A 14,519-nucleotide genomic window follows, 5' to 3' on the forward strand; every position below is an offset into this window, starting at 1 on the left:
CCTCGCGGCGCGTGTGCGCGCGCCGGGATACAGCGGACAAGGCGGCGCGCGTCAGCCGCGGTCGTCGTGCTGCGTGCGCTGCCGCAGTTCGTGCAGCTGGGATTCGACCACCACGGCGTCTTCGGCGTCCGGCCGGTCGCCCAGATAGCGTTCGAGGTCTTCGAGCGCCGGGCGCAGATAGTCGAGCCGCGCATACGCAAAGCCGCGGTCGCGCACCTCCTCGATACTCTCCGGCAGCAGGATCACGAGCCGCTGCTGCACGGCAAGCAGCCGTTGCCAGCGCTCCGTCTGAAGATAGGTCGCCTTCAGGTTGCGCAGCATCCGCGCGACGATCTCGCGGCGCGTGGCCGGCTGCAGCAGCATGCGCAGCGCGCGGCTCACCGAGTCGCCCACCGACGTCACATACGGCTCCAGCATCTCCACCATCTCCGTCTCCGACAGCGAGCGGCCGGTGGCCGGATCGAGCATCACGTCGCCCTCGGGCGTCGTCACGCGCAGCAGGAAATGCCCGGGAAACGACACGCCGCGCACCGGAATGCCGAGCTGCGCGGCCATCTCCAGGTACAGCACCGCGAGCGAAATCGGAATGCCGCGGCGGCGCTTGAGCAGCACGTTCAGGTGGCTGTTGTCGGGATCGTAGTAGTCGTTGAGGTTGCAGACAAAGCCGAGCTCGCGAAAGAAATAGCGATTGAGCTGGCCGATTTTTTGCCGCAGATCGGCATCGGGCGGCATGCGCCGGCGCAGGCGCAAGACCAGTTCGTCGATCTCCGCGAGCACGCCCTGCAAGTCCAGGTCCGGATACGCGTCCTGCGCGAGCGACAGCGCGGCCTCGGTCAGCGGCAGACTATCGTCTTCGGCGACCAGCGTACTGAAATAGTCGAGAACCCGCGTCGTCGCAATCACTTCACCCGCCTTCTGAAATACGCGTACTTGAAGCCCATTAGCCACAGCATACTGAAATATAGCGCAGCAAACAGCACGAGACACGCCGCCAGCAGTGCGATGCGATCGAGGGGCCGCGCGCGCAGGCCGATCCAGTCGAAGCTGATCGCAAACCAGTGCATCGTGCCCGCGAGCACGAGGCAAGCACCCGCCATCTGCACGAGAAACAGCGGCCAGCCGCGCGAGGGCGTGTAAATGCCGCGCCGGCGCAGGCCGATGAGCAGCAGCAGCGCATTCATGCACGCGCCAAGGCCCACGCTCAGCGTGAGGCCCGCATGCGCGAAGATCGGCACGAATACCAGATTGCACAGCTGCGTGACGACCAGCACGCCGACCCCGATCTTCACCGGCGTCTTGATGTCCTGCTTCGCATAGAAGCCCGGCGCGAGGATCTTGATGAGAATCAGCCCGATCAGCCCGACGCCGTAGGCCGACAGCGCGCGGCCCACCATCACGACCGAGCGCGCGTCGAATTTGCCGTAGTGGAACAGCACGGCCGTCAGCGGCTCCGCGAAGAAGAACAGCGCGATCGCGCTCGGCGCGGCGAGCAGGAACGTCACGCGCAGCCCCCAGTCGAGCAGCGACGAATATTCATGGGGATCCGCGTCCACGTGCGCGCGCGACAGGCTCGGCAGCAGGATCGTGCCGAGCGCGACGCCGAGCAGCGCGGTCGGAAACTCCATCAGCCGGTCCGCGTAGTTGATCCACGACACGGCGCCCGGGCCGATGCGCGACGCGATGTTGGTGTTGATGATCAGGCTGATCTGCGCGACCGACACCGCGAACATCGCGGGCACCATCTTCGCGAGCACCCGCTTCACGCCCCGGTGCGCCAGCGCGCGCACCGGATTCAGGCCGATGCGCGGCACCATGTCGATCTTCTTCAGCGCCGGCAGCTGCACGATGAACTGCAACACGCCGCCGACGATCACCGCGCCCGCCAGCGCGTAGACTGGCGTCTTCAGATGCGGCGCGACGAACACCGCGGCGCCGATGAACGCGACGTTCAGCAGCACCGGCGCGAACGCCGGCACCGAGAAGCTCTTGTACGTGTTCAGCACGCTCGAAGCGAGCGACGTGAGCGAAATGAACACGATGTACGGAAACATGATGCGCGTCATCGTGACCGCGAGTCCGTACGCGTGCCCGTCGTGCTCGAGGCCCGAGGCCACCACGAACACGACGCCCCCGGCGCCCAGCACGCCGAGCACCGACAGGACGACGAGCGCCCACGCGAGCACGGTCGAGGTCGCGTCGACAAGCAGCTTGGTCGCGTCGTGACCCTGCTGGTTCTTGAACTCCGCAAGGATCGGCACGAATGCCTGCGAAAACGCACCTTCCGCGGAAATGCGCCGCAGCAGGTTCGGGATGCGAAACGCGACGTAGAATGCGTCGGTGAACTGGCTCGCGCCGAACGCGCGGGCGATCAGCGTCTCGCGGGCCAGACCGGTCACGCGCGACAGCAGCGTGAAGCCGCTGACCGTCAGCAGGGCTCGAATTAGATTCATGGGGCGCTCATTATACGGGTGCGCTGCGGGCGGTCGAGCCGCCGGGACGCGTATCGGACCCGTTTGACCGCCGGACGTTCACGCACGCCGCGCAGCCCGCGCGCGCCGCGCGGCCGCGGCCCGGGCCTGCCGCACGGCCGCAGCCGCGGCCGCGCATCGCGCCCGGCCAGTCTGAACGCCCGCCCGGCGCGCTCACCGGTCGCCGCCCGGATACATATTTGCGTTTGCCAGATGCGGGGCATTGTTGCTATAATCGCGGGTTTCGACGCTCGTCGCATTTTCGAGCGCGTCGAAAGAAGCTGTCCGGCGTTTTGCGCGGTTACCCGCCAGGCGCCCGCCGCACGAGTCCGGTTCCGTGGATCCGGATCAGCCGCGGCAAGCAGCGGGCAGACAATTCGACATTTTTGCGCTTCCGGGCAATCGCTCCCGGGGGTTCGATCCAAAAGCAGCGCCCGGTCCGCACGCCGGATACGCGAAACAGGAACAGGACAAGGAACCGTTATGGCTAACTCCGCACAAGCACGCAAGCGCGCCCGTCAGGCCGCGAAGGCAAACTCGCACAACTCCGCGCTGCGCTCGAAGTACCGCACCGCGGTCAAGGCAGTCCGCAAGGCCGTCGAAGCCGGCGACCACGCCAAGGCTGCCGAGATCTTCAAGGCATCGGCCAAGACGATCGACATCATTGCCGACAAGAAGATCGTTCACAAGAACAAGGCCGCTCGCCACAAGAGCCGCCTCGCTGCAGCCGTCAAGGGCCTGCAAGCGCCCGCAGCACAGTAAATCCGGCTTGGCCCGCTCCGGCGGGCCGGCTCCTGTTTCCGTCCGCTGCGTCATCAAAGCCCGCCTCTGTTGCGGGCTTTTTTGTTGCGCCCGCCGGTCGCCCGCGGGCACGCAGCAAGCAAGCGGCGTCAAGGCGTAAAAAACCCGCCTTGGCGGGTGGTGCGGCGTGCGCTAGATCTTCTTCTGAGGCTGCTGCGTGCCGTGATGCGCGGGCAGCTCGCATGCCTCGGTGACCACCAGGTCATTGTCCTTCGCGAAGTTCAGGACGAAATCGAACGCCATGGGTTCGAGTTCGCGCAGGCGGGAATCGAGAATCACGCACTTCAGATCGCCCAGCAGGATCGGGCGCACGTACTGCGAATACTTCATGTAGGCATTGGGGCCCTTGCCACTCGGCCCGAACATGGACATCACACCGGCCAGACGCTCCGACCAGTCGCTCGGGCGAAACTTCTTCCCGCCCCTGGTGATGCCCTGAATGAAATATTCGGTTGGAGGTGTGTCGGCCATGTACGAATACCTGTGTGACAGCCCGGCGGAGCGCCGGCGGATGCGGTTGCCTGAACACGTCGAGCACGCCCGGGCGGACCGCGCCGCCAGACGCCGCGAAGCCAATCATGTCGGCTCCCGGCCCGCGATTATAGCTCAGGCGACCTTTTTCCGCACTGCACACAAGCCCCCTTGCGCCTTGCCGCGCGCGTTCGCGCGCGGGCGGCCGGCCTTTTGGCCGACTCGTCAAACCGGCAGAAATCCTTTATGCTGCAACCAGTTACCACAAACGACGGCGGCGCCGTCCGGCGGTTTCGCCGGGTGAGACCGCCGTATTTGTTTCATGACCGCCAAGAAAATCCGTCACTACCTGCAGTTCAACGATTTCTCGCTGGAAGATTACGAGTACGTGCTTGAGCGCGCGCGCATCCTGAAGCGCAAGTTCAAGAACTACGAGACCTATCATCCGCTGCACGACCGCACGCTCGCGATGATCTTCGAGAAGAACTCGACCCGCACGCGGCTGTCGTTCGAGGCCGGCATCTTCCAGCTGGGCGGCCACGCCGTGTTCATGAGCACGCGCGACACGCAACTGGGCCGCGGCGAGCCGATCGAGGACGCCGCCCAGGTAATCTCGCGCATGGTCGACATCATCATGATCCGCACGTTCGGCCAGGACATCCTGCAGCGCTTCGCCGAGAATTCGCGGGTGCCGGTCATCAACGGGCTCACGAACGAATATCACCCGTGCCAGGTGCTGGCCGACGTGTTCACGTTCTACGAGCATCGCGGTCCGATCCGCGGCAAGACGGTCGCGTGGGTCGGCGACGCGAACAACATGCTGTACACGTGGATCGAAGCGGCGCAGATCCTCGGCTTCCGGTTGCGCCTGTCCACCCCGGCGGGCTATGCGCTCGACCGTACGCGGCTCGCCGCCGGAAGCCTGGCGGTCATCGAGGAGTTCGCCGACCCGAACGAAGCCTGCGCGGGAGCCGACCTCGTCACCACGGACGTCTGGACCAGCATGGGCTTCGAGGAAGAAAACGAGGCGCGCATGAAGGCCTTCGCCGACTGGTGCGTGGACACCGAAATGATGGCGCGCGCGAACCCTGACGCACTCTTCATGCACTGCCTGCCGGCGCACCGCGGCGAGGAAGTCACGGCCGAGGTGATCGACGGGCCGCAGAGCGTCGTCTGGGACGAAGCGGAAAACCGCCTGCACGTGCAAAAGGCGCTGATGGAGTTCCTGCTGCTCGGCCGCCTGAACCATTGAGCCAGCCCGCCCCCGGGCGGCCGCCGCAGCAGGCGGCGGCACGCGTGGCCGCCGGCGCGTGCCGCGGCCACCCGAAAACGCCGGGCCACCGGCGGTTTAGTGTCAAAATAATGTTTTTTCCGCGCTCCGGAGCGGCCGGCGCGCACTAGTCTTCCAGCTACGAGTTCACCATGAGCGATATCAACAAGGTCGTGCTCGCCTATTCGGGCGGCCTCGACACCTCCGTCATCCTGAAGTGGTTGCAGGACAACTACGACGCCGAAGTCGTCACGTTCACGGCCGACATCGGCCAGGGCGAAGAGCTGGAACCGGCGCGCAAGAAGGCCCTGCAACTGGGCATCAAGCCGGAAAACATCTACATCGAAGACCTGCGCGAAGAGTTCGTGCGCGACTTCGTGTTCCCGATGTTCCGCGCGAACACGATCTACGAAGGCGAGTATCTGCTCGGCACGTCGATCGCACGGCCGCTGATCGCCAGGCGCCAGATCGAGATCGCGCGCATGTCGGGCGCGCAGGCGGTCTCGCACGGCGCAACCGGCAAGGGTAACGACCAGGTGCGCTTCGAGCTTGGCTATTACGGCCTCGAACCCGGTATCAAGGTGATCGCGCCGTGGCGCGAGTGGGATCTGCTGTCGCGCGAAAAACTGCTCGCGTATGCGGAAAAAGCCGGCATTCCGATCGAAATGAAGCACAAGCAGGGCGGCGCGCCTTACTCGATGGACGCGAACCTGCTGCACATCTCGTTCGAAGGCCGGCACCTCGAAGACCCGAAGGCGGAAGCCGAACCGGACATGTGGCGCTGGACGGTCGCGCCGGAGCAGGCGCCGGACCAGCCGGAATACGTGGACATCGAATATGAGCACGGCGACCCGGTTGCGCTGAACGGCAAGCGCCTGTCGCCGGCCGACATGCTGACCGAACTGAACCGCCTCGGCGGCAAGCACGGCATCGGCCGTCTCGACCTCGTCGAAAATCGCTACGTCGGCATGAAGTCGCGCGGCTGCTACGAAACCCCCGGCGGCACGATCATGCTGAAGGCGCACCGCGGCATCGAGTCGATCACGCTCGACCGCGAAGTTGCACACCTGAAGGACGATCTGATGGCGCGCTATGCGTCGCTGATCTACAACGGCTACTGGTGGAGCCCGGAGCGCCGCGCACTGCAGGTGCTGATCGACCACACGCAGGACAAGGTCAACGGCTGGGTGCGCGTGAAGCTCTACAAGGGCGGCGTGTCGGTGGTGGCGCGCGACTCGAAGGACACGCTGTTCGACAAGACCATCGCGACCTTCGACGACGACGGCGGCGCGTACAACCAGGCCGACGCCGGCGGCTTCATCAAGCTGAATGCGCTGCGCATGCGTATCGCGGAAAACGCACGCCGCCAGCGCGGCTAGGCGGCTCGCCGCCGCGCGCGGGCGCGGGCAGGTCCGCGCTGGGTCCACGGCAGATCGAAGCAGGCGCCAGGCGAAAGCCTGGCGCTTTTTCTTTGCGCGTCGAACATGGCCGTCGGCGATCGGCCGCGCTACAGCACCACCGGCTCGGCTTCGAGTTCGACGCCGAAGCGCGCGCGCACGTCCTGCTGGATCGCGCGCGCAAGCGCGAGCACCTGCGCGCCGCTCGCGCCGCCGCGATTCACGAGCACCAGCGCCTGGCGTTCGTGCACCGCCGCCTCGCCGAGCGTGCGTCCCTTCCAGCCGCACCGGTCGATCAGCCAGCCGGCCGCGAGCTTCACGCGCCCGTCCGGCTGGCGATACGACACGAGCTCCGGCTCCTGCTGCCGCAACCGCTCGAAATGCGCGGTCTCGACCACCGGATTCTTGAAGAAGCTGCCCGCGTTGCCGAGCTGCAGCGGATCCGGCAGTTTCGCGCGGCGCACCGCGACCACCGCGTCGAAGACGGCCTGCGGCGTAGGCGCGGTCGCGTCGCCGTCGCGCGCCCCGGCGAGCGCCCGCGCAATGTCCGCGTATCCCGCGCGCGGCGCCCAGCGCTTCGGCAAGCGGAACGTCACCGACAGAATCACGAAACGATCGCGGCCGTCGCGCTTGAAAAAGCTGTCGCGATACCCGAACTGGCACGCTTGCGCATCCAGCTCGACCGTCTCTCCGCTTGCGAGTTCGAGCGCGCGCAGCGACACGAAACGCTCGCCCATTTCCAGCCCGTACGCGCCGATGTTCTGGATCGGCGCCGCGCCGACCGTCCCCGGAATCAGCGCGAGGTTCTCAAGCCCGGGCATGCCCGTTGCGAGCGTCCACGCGACGAACGCGTGCCAGTTTTCCCCGGCCGCGGCCTCGACATACCACGCATCCGCGTCCTCGCGCGCGACCCGGCGGCCGCGCAGCGCGATCAGCAGCGCCAGGCCGTCGAAGTCGCGCGTCAGCACGACGTTGCTGCCGCCGCCCAGCACGAGCCGCGGCAGGTCCGCGGCGCGCGGATCGCGCACTGCCGCGAGCAGCTGCGATTCGTGCGCGATCGGACAGGCAAGCCGCGCGCGAACATCGAAGCCAAACGTGTTGTGCGGCTGCAGCGAATAGCCGTGCGTGAAAGAGACGGAGTCGGAATGGGACATCGGAATCGGAAAACGGTCGGCGGCGCGCCCGCTGGCGCCGCGCGGCGACCTTGGGCAAAAAAGAGCGGCATCGGTAAAATAACGCCAGTCCACGATTATAGCGACAGCGCCGCGCCTCACCGGCGAGGCGAGCACGCCGCGCGTCGCAGCACTTTGGGAGAATGCAATGCCATCGTTTGACGTCGTCTGCGAAGCCAACATGATCGAAGTCAAGAACGCGATCGAGCAATCCAACAAGGAGATTTCCACCCGTTTCGACTTCAAGGGTTCGGATGCGCGGGTCGAGCACAAGGAGCACGAACTGACGCTGTTCGCCGACGACGACTTCAAGCTCGGCCAGGTCAAGGACGTGCTGATCTCGAAGATGGCCAAGCGCAACGTCGACGTGCGCTTTCTGGATTACGGCAAGATCGAGAAGATCGGCGGCGACAAGGTCAAGCAGGTCGTCACCGTGAAAAAAGGCGTGTCCGGCGATCTGGCCAAGAAGATCGTCAAGCTCGTCAAGGACAGCAAGATCAAGGTGCAGGCCAGCATCCAGGGCGACGCGGTACGCGTGTCGGGCACGAAGCGCGACGACCTGCAAAGCGTCATTGCGATGCTGCGCAAGGACGTGAGCGACACGCCGCTCGACTTCAACAACTTCCGCGACTGAGCCGCGCCACCGCGGGCGGACGTGCGCCCGCGCGAGCGGACCGATCGCGGCCGGCGGCTAGGCCTTCTTCTTGTCGCCGATCCGGCTTTCCTGCCCCGCCATCAGCTTCGCGATATTGGCGCGATGCCGCCAGATGAGCAGCGCGCTCATCGCGACGACCGCTAGCGCCACGACGTTCGTGCCGAACAGGAAGCCGTCGTACAGCGGCGCAAAGACCGCTGCAACGAGCGCCGCCAGCGACGAATAACGGAAAAAGAACGCGATGATGAGCCAGGTCAGCAGCGTCGCCACGCCCAGCACCGGATGGATCGCGAGCAGCACGCCGGCGGCCGTCGCCACGCCCTTGCCGCCCTTGAAGCGGAAGAACACCGGATACAGGTGGCCGAGAAAGACCGCAATCGCGGCCAGCGCGACCGCGTCCGGGCCGAGGCCGTAGCGCGGACCGAAATGGCTGACGAGCCAGACCGCGAGCCAACCCTTGAGCGCGTCGCCCAGCAGCGTCAGGATGGCGGCAACCTTGTTGCCGCTGCGCAGCACATTCGTGGCGCCGGGGTTCTTCGAGCCGTATGAGCGCGGGTCGGCCAGCCCCATCGCGGCGCTGACGATCACGGCAAACGAAACCGAACCGATCAGGTAGGCAGCGACGGCAACGATCAGGTTGTGCATCGGGAGTCTCTTCCAGGTCTCTTGTCAGGGTGAAACGGCGCCGCGCCCGCAGGCCCGAACGGCTGCCGCACGCGAAACGGGCCCTATTCTACCGAAGCGCACCGGCATCGCCGCGCGCCCCTAGTCGAGGTTCGCGCATTGCACCGGCTGCGCGCCGAGCAACGCCGTCAGCACCTGCGGATCGAGGCTCACGAGAAAGCCGCGCCGGCCGCCGTTCAGCCAGACGCGTTCGAGCGCGAGGATGCTGGCTTCCACGTAGACGGGCATCGCCTTGCGGGTCGCAAACGGCGACGTGCCGCCAATGAGGTAGCCGGAATGGCGGTTTGCGACCTCGGGCTTGCACGGCTCGACGCGCTTCACGCCGATCTGGCGCGCAAGGTTGCGGGTCGACACGGTGCGATCGCCGTGCATCAGCACGATCAGCGGCTTTGCCTGCTCGTCTTCCATCACGAGCGTCTTGACGACATGATGCTCGTCGACCTGCAACTGGCGTGCCGATTCGGCGGTGCCGCCGTGCTCGACGTAATCGTAAGGGTGCTCGCCGAAAGCGACGCCATGGCGGCGCAGAAACTGCGTGGCGGGCGTTTCGGAGACGTGTCGGGATTTGCTCATCGGCGCATTGTAAACGGCGCGACGGGGCGACGGCGTCCGTCGCGCCCGCGAACCGGCCGTGCGCCGCTCAGCCGCGCGGATGATGGGTCGCGTGCAGCACCTTCAGCCGCTCGCGCGCGACGTGCGTGTAGATCTGCGTCGTCGAGATGTCCGAGTGACCGAGCAGCAGCTGCACGACGCGCAGGTCCGCGCCATGATTGAGCAGATGCGTGGCGAACGCATGCCGCAGCGTATGCGGCGACAGCGGCGCGTGCACGTCCGCCGCGGCCGCGTGCCGCTTGATGATGTTCCAGAACTGCTGGCGGGTCATGCCTTCGGCGCGCGCGGTGACGAACAGCGCATCGGCCGCGCGCGCGCCGAGCAGCGCGGGGCGCGCCTCGCGCAGATACCGCTCGATCCAGCCGTGCGCTTCCTCGCCGAACGGCACGAGGCGCTCTTTCGCCCCCTTGCCCATCACGCGCACCACGCCCTCGTTGAGGCCGACTTCCACGGTCTTTAACGTGACCAGCTCGCTCACGCGCAAACCGCTCGCATACATCAGTTCGAGCATCGTGCGGTCGCGCAGACCGAGCGGCGTGTCGACGTCGGGCGCGCCCAGCAGCGCTTCGACCTGCGCTTCGCTCAACGTCGACGGGAACCGCGCCGGCTGTTTCGCCGACCGGATCCGCAGCGTCGGATCCGCGGCGATGCGATGCTCGCGCACCGCCCAGGCGTAGTAGCGCCGGAACACCGACAGGCGCCGGTTCGCCGAGGTCGATTTGTCCTTTTGCCGCACCACGCTATAGGCGGCGAGATCCGCTTCGCTCACCGTATCGAGCGACGCCTGACGGTGTGGCACGAGCCATTCGCAAAAGAGCCGCAAGTCGCGCCGGTACGCATCGAGCGTGTTGCGCGACAGCCCGTGTTCGAGCCACAGCGCGTCGCAGAACGCATCGATCGAGGCAAGACTCGTGTCCCGCAGCGGCGATGCGGCGACACCCTCCAGCGCCCTGTCGCTCATAGCAGGCCATCCTCTTCGTGCGCGAGCAGCCAGCGCTTGACCTTCAGCAGATAGCCATCCGTGTGGTGCGCGAACCCCCCGAGACCGCGCGCGGCGACCACGCGATGACAGGGAATCACGAGCGGCAGCGCGTTCGCGCCGCACGCCTGCCCGACCGCGCGCGGCACCGCACCGACGCGCTCGGCCAGTTGCCCGTAAGTCAGCACGGCGCCGCGCGGAATCTCCGCGATCGCGGCCCAGACACGCCGCTGGAACGCTGTGCCGAAGGTCGCGAGCGGCAGATCGAAGCCGGCCGACGCCTGCTCCAGGTAACGCCGGATCTGCGCAGCGGCCTCGCGCGCGAGCGGCGTGGCAGGCGCGAGCGCCGCCACCGCTTCCGGCAGGTAGACGATCTCGCGGACCGCATCGGCCTCGATACGGATGCCGATCTTGCAGAACGGCGCTTCGATCACAGCGTGATACATGATTGGCTTGCCCAGGTTGCGTGAACCGGCCGGCGCGGAGTCCGCCGGCGCCGGCATCCCGCTACTGTACGCTGCGCGCGCGGGCGGCTTCAAGCGGCCTCAAGCGGCTTCAAGCAGCCTCAAGCGCGTTCAGGCGGGTTCAGGCGGCCTCGTGCGGCGTCACGCAGCTTCAAGCGCCCACGCGACGTGCTCGCGCACGAGCGGCGACGCATCCTCCGCGCGCGCCCGCAAGGCCGCGATCATCGCCGCGCGCGTATCGTCGGCGACGCTGCCCGGCGACGCACGCAGCGCATTGCCGAGCGCGACGGCCAGATTGCGCAGCCAGCGCTCATGACCGATGCGGCGAATCGCGCTGCCCTGCATCCGCGCGTCGAAGTCCTGCGCGCTCCATCCGAACAGTTCGACGAGCGAAGCGCGATCGAGCCCGTGCCGCACGTCGAAATCGTCGACGGGCGCCGCCTGCGCGAACTTGTTCCACGGGCACACCAGCTGGCAGTCATCGCACCCGTACACGCGATTGCCGATCAGCGGGCGCAGTTCGTGCGGAATGCTGCCCTTCAGTTCGATCGTCAGGTACGAGATGCAGCGCCGCGCGTCGACCTTGTATGGCCCCACGATCGCACCGGTCGGACACGCGGCGATGCAGCGCGTGCAGGTGCCGCAGTGCTCGCCGGACCGCGCCGGCGCCTGCGCGGACACACGCGAGGCATCGGTCGGCAGCGGGATGTCGACGTAGATCTCGCCGAGAAAAAACAGCGAGCCGGCGTCGCGCTGGAGCAACAGCGTGTGTTTGCCGCGCCAGCCGATGCCGGCCTTTTGCGCAAGCTCGACTTCAAGCACCGGCGCCGAATCGGTGAACACGCGATACCCGTACGCCCCGATCTCCCCTTCGATTCTTTCGGCAAGCTGTTGCAGTCTGCCGCGCATCACCTTGTGATAATCGCGGCCGCGCGCATACAGCGAAACCACCGCCGCAGCGGGGTCGGCGAGCCGCGCATGCTCGTGCGCGCGCCACGACGCAGCGGTGCCGCTCGCGGCCGGGGACGCGTCGTGCGAGCTTTCGCCGGGTTTCGATGCGCGCTGCAGGGCGCTTTCGCAGGCCTTTCCGTCGTGCGCGCGGTGCAGGGCGTCAGTCGGCAAATAGGCCATGCGCACCGAGATCACACGTCGCGTATGGGCCACAAGCTCTGCGGGCCGCGCGCGTTTCATCCCATGTTTGGCCATATAATCCATCTCGCCATGGCAGCCCGCTGCGAGCCACGCGGCGAGTCCCGCCTCGGCCGAGCCTAGATCGGTATCGCTGATGCCGACCGCCCCGAAACCCAGTTCGCGGCCCCAGGCCTTGATGCGCAGCGCAAGCGCAGCCAGCGCCGCTTCATCGAATTGACGCATCGCACGCGCGTCGTCACCGGACGCGGACGTGCACGAAACGAGGGACTCCGGACTTCGGTTCATCACGCCATTTTACGAGAATGTCTGCCCACTCCGATCTCTCGCCCCCGCCGCTCGCCGGCGTTCTGCTCGAACGCCACTTCGCGCTCGCGGATGAAGCCGCCACCCAGGCATTCGGCGCGCGCTTCGCGCAGGCGATCGTCCAGGTGCGGCACGCGCAGATCACCCGCAACGGGGCGTTCGCCGGCCTGCAGGTGCAGTTGAGCGGCGACCTCGGCGCGGGCAAGACGACGCTCGTGCGTGCGACGCTGCGCGGCCTCGGTCATACCGGACGCGTGCGCAGTCCCACCTATACCCTCGTCGAGCCCTATGCGATTGCGCAGGCCGATGGGGAACTTGAGCTCCATCATTTCGATCTGTACCGGTTCAGCGATCCGGCCGAATGGGCCGATGCGGGCTTTCGCGAGTACTTCGACCGCGGTGCGGTCTGTCTCGTCGAATGGCCGCAGCGCGCAGGCGCCCTGCTCGGCGTGCCGGATCTCGTGTTTGCCCTCGAAGTCGACGGCGACGGCCGCGTGCTGGTCGCCCGGGCATTTAGCGAATCAGGAAAAGCATGTCTAGAAAGATGTTAATCAAGCCGTTCCGCTCGATCGAGTCCGCCGCCACCGCCACGCACAACTGGCGGCGACGGCAGATCCTGCGCGCGGGCGCCTCGACGCTGATCCTCGGGCTCGCGGTGCCGCGTCTCGCCTTTGCAAGCTCGGTGCTCGGCGTGCGCGTGTGGCCCGCGCGCGACTACACGCGCGTGACGATCGAATCCGACCAGCCGCTGCAGACGTCGCAGCAGATGCTGCAGGACCCCGACCGGCTCGTGGTCGATCTGAACGGCCTCGACCTCGATCAGGCGCTGCGCGATCTCGTCTCGAAGATCACGCCGAACGATCCGCAGATCCGCTCGGTGCGCGTCGGCCAGTTCGAACCGCACGTGGTGCGCCTCGTGTTCGACCTGAAGGGCTCGGTGAAGCCGCAGGTGTTCACGCTCACGCCGATCGGCTCGTACCACTACCGGCTCGTGTTCGACCTGTACCCGGCGGTCGCCCCCGATCCGCTGATGGACCTGCTCGCGCAGACCGAACGCAAGGAGCAGCGCCTGAGCGAGCAGAACGAAGCGCCCGCGCCGCTGAACGGCGCGGCCACGCCGCCGGTCCAGGACGACACCCAGGCGTTCTTCGACCGCTACGCGCAGAACAACGCGGCGCCGCCGCCCGCCCGCAAGCCGTCGGGGACCGCACCGGCGCCATCGCAGCCTTCGCAGCCCGAAGCGCTCGCGAGCAACCTGCCCGATCGCAACGACGATACCTACACGTTCATCAATCCACGCACCGGCCGCAGCAACACGGTGCGCCTGCTGACCATCGCGATCGATCCGGGGCACGGCGGCGAGGACCCGGGCGCGATCGGCAGCGGCGGCACCTACGAGAAGCACGTCGCGCTCGACATCGCGAAGCGGCTGCGCGCGAAGATCGACGCGCAGCCCAACATGCGCTCGATGATGACGCGCGACGCCGACTTCTTCGTGCCGCTGAACGTGCGCGTGCAGAAGGCGCGGCGCGTCGGCGCGGACCTGTTCGTGTCGGTGCATGCGGATGCGTTCACCACGCCGCTCGCGCGCGGCTCGTCGGTGTTCGCGCTCTCCGAGCACGGTGCGTCGAGCGCCGCGGCGCGCTGGATGGCGAACAAGGAGAACGAATCGGACCGTATCGGCGGCATCAACATCAAGACCAGCGATGCCGCCGTGAACCGCACGCTGTTCGACATGTCGACCACCGCGCAGATCCGCGACTCGCTGCGCTACGGCCACTTCGTGCTCGACCAGATCGGCGGCATCAACAAGCTGCACAGCGGACGCGTGGAGCAGGCGGGCTTTGCGGTGCTGAAAGCGCCGGACATTCCGTCGATCCTCGTCGAGACCGCGTTCATCAGCAACCCCGACGAAGAGCGCAAGCTGAACGACCCGGCCTATCGCGAAGAGATGGCCAACGCGATCCTGAAGGGCATCAAGCAGTACTTCGCGGCCAATCCGCCGCTCGCGCACGACCGCATGACCTGAACGGTTGCGCGCGCATCGACCGCACGGGGCGCCGCATCCGCCGTGCGCCGCAGGGACCCGGC

The 14,519-nt window shown here is 67.0% G+C and carries 15 protein-coding genes; 6 read left to right on the plus strand and 9 right to left on the minus strand.

Features of this window, described 5'->3' with window-relative positions:
- Positions 1-51: 51 nt before the first annotated feature.
- Both AC3AP7_RS13255 and murJ read right to left on the minus strand, forming a co-directional pair.
- Positions 52-903 (minus strand): SirB1 family protein, encoded by an 852-nt coding sequence (locus AC3AP7_RS13255; protein ID WP_475762282.1) that lies wholly within the window; start codon positions 901-903, stop codon positions 52-54.
- Entirely contained in the window at positions 900-2,450 is a 1,551-nt protein-coding gene (gene murJ / locus AC3AP7_RS13260; RefSeq protein WP_475762280.1) for a murein biosynthesis integral membrane protein MurJ, read from the minus strand. Before murJ ends, AC3AP7_RS13255 begins: the two co-directional genes overlap by 4 nt.
- A gap of 501 nt (positions 2,451-2,951) precedes the next feature.
- Here murJ and rpsT point away from each other — a divergent pair.
- Positions 2,952-3,230: a 30S ribosomal protein S20 gene (gene rpsT / locus AC3AP7_RS13265; protein WP_475762278.1), complete on the plus strand. Its 279-nt coding sequence runs from the start codon at positions 2,952-2,954 to the stop codon at positions 3,228-3,230.
- Positions 3,231-3,401: 171 nt separating this feature from the next.
- On the opposite strand, the gene AC3AP7_RS13270 is transcribed toward rpsT, so the two are convergent.
- Positions 3,402-3,740, minus strand: coding sequence for a DUF3579 domain-containing protein (locus AC3AP7_RS13270; protein WP_475762276.1), 339 nt, complete (start codon positions 3,738-3,740; stop codon positions 3,402-3,404).
- A gap of 322 nt (positions 3,741-4,062) precedes the next feature.
- Here AC3AP7_RS13270 and argF point away from each other — a divergent pair, with 322 nt between their 5' ends.
- Complete coding sequence (gene argF, locus AC3AP7_RS13275; protein WP_475762274.1) at positions 4,063-4,992, plus strand: ornithine carbamoyltransferase; 930 nt, start codon at positions 4,063-4,065, stop codon at positions 4,990-4,992.
- A 170-nt stretch (positions 4,993-5,162) separates the two neighbouring features.
- Positions 5,163-6,389 carry an argininosuccinate synthase gene (locus tag AC3AP7_RS13280; RefSeq protein WP_475762272.1) on the plus strand — a complete coding sequence of 409 codons (1,227 nt, stop codon included), beginning with the start codon at positions 5,163-5,165 and terminating at the stop codon, positions 6,387-6,389.
- A 128-nt stretch (positions 6,390-6,517) separates the two neighbouring features.
- Here AC3AP7_RS13280 and murB read toward each other — a convergent pair whose 3' ends face one another.
- Positions 6,518-7,561 (minus strand): UDP-N-acetylmuramate dehydrogenase, encoded by a 1,044-nt coding sequence (gene murB / locus AC3AP7_RS13285; RefSeq protein ID WP_475762270.1) that lies wholly within the window; start codon positions 7,559-7,561, stop codon positions 6,518-6,520.
- A 166-nt stretch (positions 7,562-7,727) separates the two neighbouring features.
- Here murB and AC3AP7_RS13290 point away from each other — a divergent pair, with 166 nt between their 5' ends.
- A complete protein-coding gene (locus AC3AP7_RS13290) occupies positions 7,728-8,213 on the plus strand; it encodes a YajQ family cyclic di-GMP-binding protein (RefSeq protein WP_475762268.1) in 486 nt (161 codons plus the stop codon).
- A gap of 57 nt (positions 8,214-8,270) precedes the next feature.
- Here AC3AP7_RS13290 and plsY read toward each other — a convergent pair whose 3' ends face one another.
- From plsY to queG, 5 genes are all read right to left on the minus strand, one after another.
- Positions 8,271-8,879 carry a glycerol-3-phosphate 1-O-acyltransferase PlsY gene (plsY, locus tag AC3AP7_RS13295; protein WP_475762265.1) on the minus strand — a complete coding sequence of 203 codons (609 nt, stop codon included), beginning with the start codon at positions 8,877-8,879 and terminating at the stop codon, positions 8,271-8,273.
- Positions 8,880-8,999: 120 nt separating this feature from the next.
- Positions 9,000-9,491: an aminoacyl-tRNA deacylase gene (locus AC3AP7_RS13300; RefSeq protein WP_475762263.1), complete on the minus strand. Its 492-nt coding sequence runs from the start codon at positions 9,489-9,491 to the stop codon at positions 9,000-9,002.
- Positions 9,492-9,558: 67 nt separating this feature from the next.
- Positions 9,559-10,491, minus strand: coding sequence for a site-specific tyrosine recombinase XerD (gene xerD / locus AC3AP7_RS13305; RefSeq protein ID WP_475762261.1), 933 nt, complete (start codon positions 10,489-10,491; stop codon positions 9,559-9,561).
- Complete coding sequence (locus AC3AP7_RS13310; protein ID WP_475762259.1) at positions 10,488-10,955, minus strand: methylated-DNA--[protein]-cysteine S-methyltransferase; 468 nt, start codon at positions 10,953-10,955, stop codon at positions 10,488-10,490. Before AC3AP7_RS13310 ends, xerD begins: the two co-directional genes overlap by 4 nt.
- 159 nt (positions 10,956-11,114) lie before the next feature.
- On the minus strand, positions 11,115-12,410 hold the full coding sequence (queG, locus tag AC3AP7_RS13315) for a tRNA epoxyqueuosine(34) reductase QueG (protein ID WP_475762257.1): 1,296 nt from the start codon (positions 12,408-12,410) through the stop codon (positions 11,115-11,117).
- Between the two features lie 17 nt (positions 12,411-12,427).
- Here queG and tsaE point away from each other — a divergent pair, with 17 nt between their 5' ends.
- Both tsaE and AC3AP7_RS13325 read left to right on the plus strand, forming a co-directional pair.
- Positions 12,428-12,979 (plus strand): tRNA (adenosine(37)-N6)-threonylcarbamoyltransferase complex ATPase subunit type 1 TsaE, encoded by a 552-nt coding sequence (gene tsaE / locus AC3AP7_RS13320; protein ID WP_475762255.1) that lies wholly within the window; start codon positions 12,428-12,430, stop codon positions 12,977-12,979.
- Positions 12,961-14,457, plus strand: coding sequence for an N-acetylmuramoyl-L-alanine amidase (locus AC3AP7_RS13325; protein ID WP_475762253.1), 1,497 nt, complete (start codon positions 12,961-12,963; stop codon positions 14,455-14,457). The genes tsaE and AC3AP7_RS13325 overlap by 19 nt, the downstream gene beginning before the upstream one ends.
- Positions 14,458-14,519 lie beyond the last annotated feature (62 nt).

Source organism: Paraburkholderia sp. PAMB 6770 (genome assembly GCF_057748135.1).

Bases quoted from the DNA above. Each gene is read 5' to 3' on its own strand.
- murJ (WP_475762280.1), bottom strand. From the start codon at position 2,450: ATGAATCTAATTCGAGCCCTGCTGACGGTCAGCGGCTTCACGCTGCTG.
- rpsT (WP_475762278.1), top strand. From the start codon at position 2,952: ATGGCTAACTCCGCACAAGCACGCAAGCGCGCCCGTCAGGCCGCGAAG.
- AC3AP7_RS13270 (WP_475762276.1), bottom strand. From the start codon at position 3,740: ATGGCCGACACACCTCCAACCGAATATTTCATTCAGGGCATCACCAGG.
- argF (WP_475762274.1), top strand. From the start codon at position 4,063: ATGACCGCCAAGAAAATCCGTCACTACCTGCAGTTCAACGATTTCTCG.
- AC3AP7_RS13280 (WP_475762272.1), top strand. From the start codon at position 5,163: ATGAGCGATATCAACAAGGTCGTGCTCGCCTATTCGGGCGGCCTCGAC.
- murB (WP_475762270.1), bottom strand. From the start codon at position 7,561: ATGTCCCATTCCGACTCCGTCTCTTTCACGCACGGCTATTCGCTGCAG.
- AC3AP7_RS13290 (WP_475762268.1), top strand. From the start codon at position 7,728: ATGCCATCGTTTGACGTCGTCTGCGAAGCCAACATGATCGAAGTCAAG.
- plsY (WP_475762265.1), bottom strand. From the start codon at position 8,879: ATGCACAACCTGATCGTTGCCGTCGCTGCCTACCTGATCGGTTCGGTT.
- AC3AP7_RS13300 (WP_475762263.1), bottom strand. From the start codon at position 9,491: ATGAGCAAATCCCGACACGTCTCCGAAACGCCCGCCACGCAGTTTCTG.
- xerD (WP_475762261.1), bottom strand. From the start codon at position 10,491: ATGAGCGACAGGGCGCTGGAGGGTGTCGCCGCATCGCCGCTGCGGGAC.
- AC3AP7_RS13310 (WP_475762259.1), bottom strand. From the start codon at position 10,955: ATGTATCACGCTGTGATCGAAGCGCCGTTCTGCAAGATCGGCATCCGT.
- queG (WP_475762257.1), bottom strand. From the start codon at position 12,410: ATGAACCGAAGTCCGGAGTCCCTCGTTTCGTGCACGTCCGCGTCCGGT.
- tsaE (WP_475762255.1), top strand. From the start codon at position 12,428: ATGTCTGCCCACTCCGATCTCTCGCCCCCGCCGCTCGCCGGCGTTCTG.
- AC3AP7_RS13325 (WP_475762253.1), top strand. From the start codon at position 12,961: ATGTCTAGAAAGATGTTAATCAAGCCGTTCCGCTCGATCGAGTCCGCC.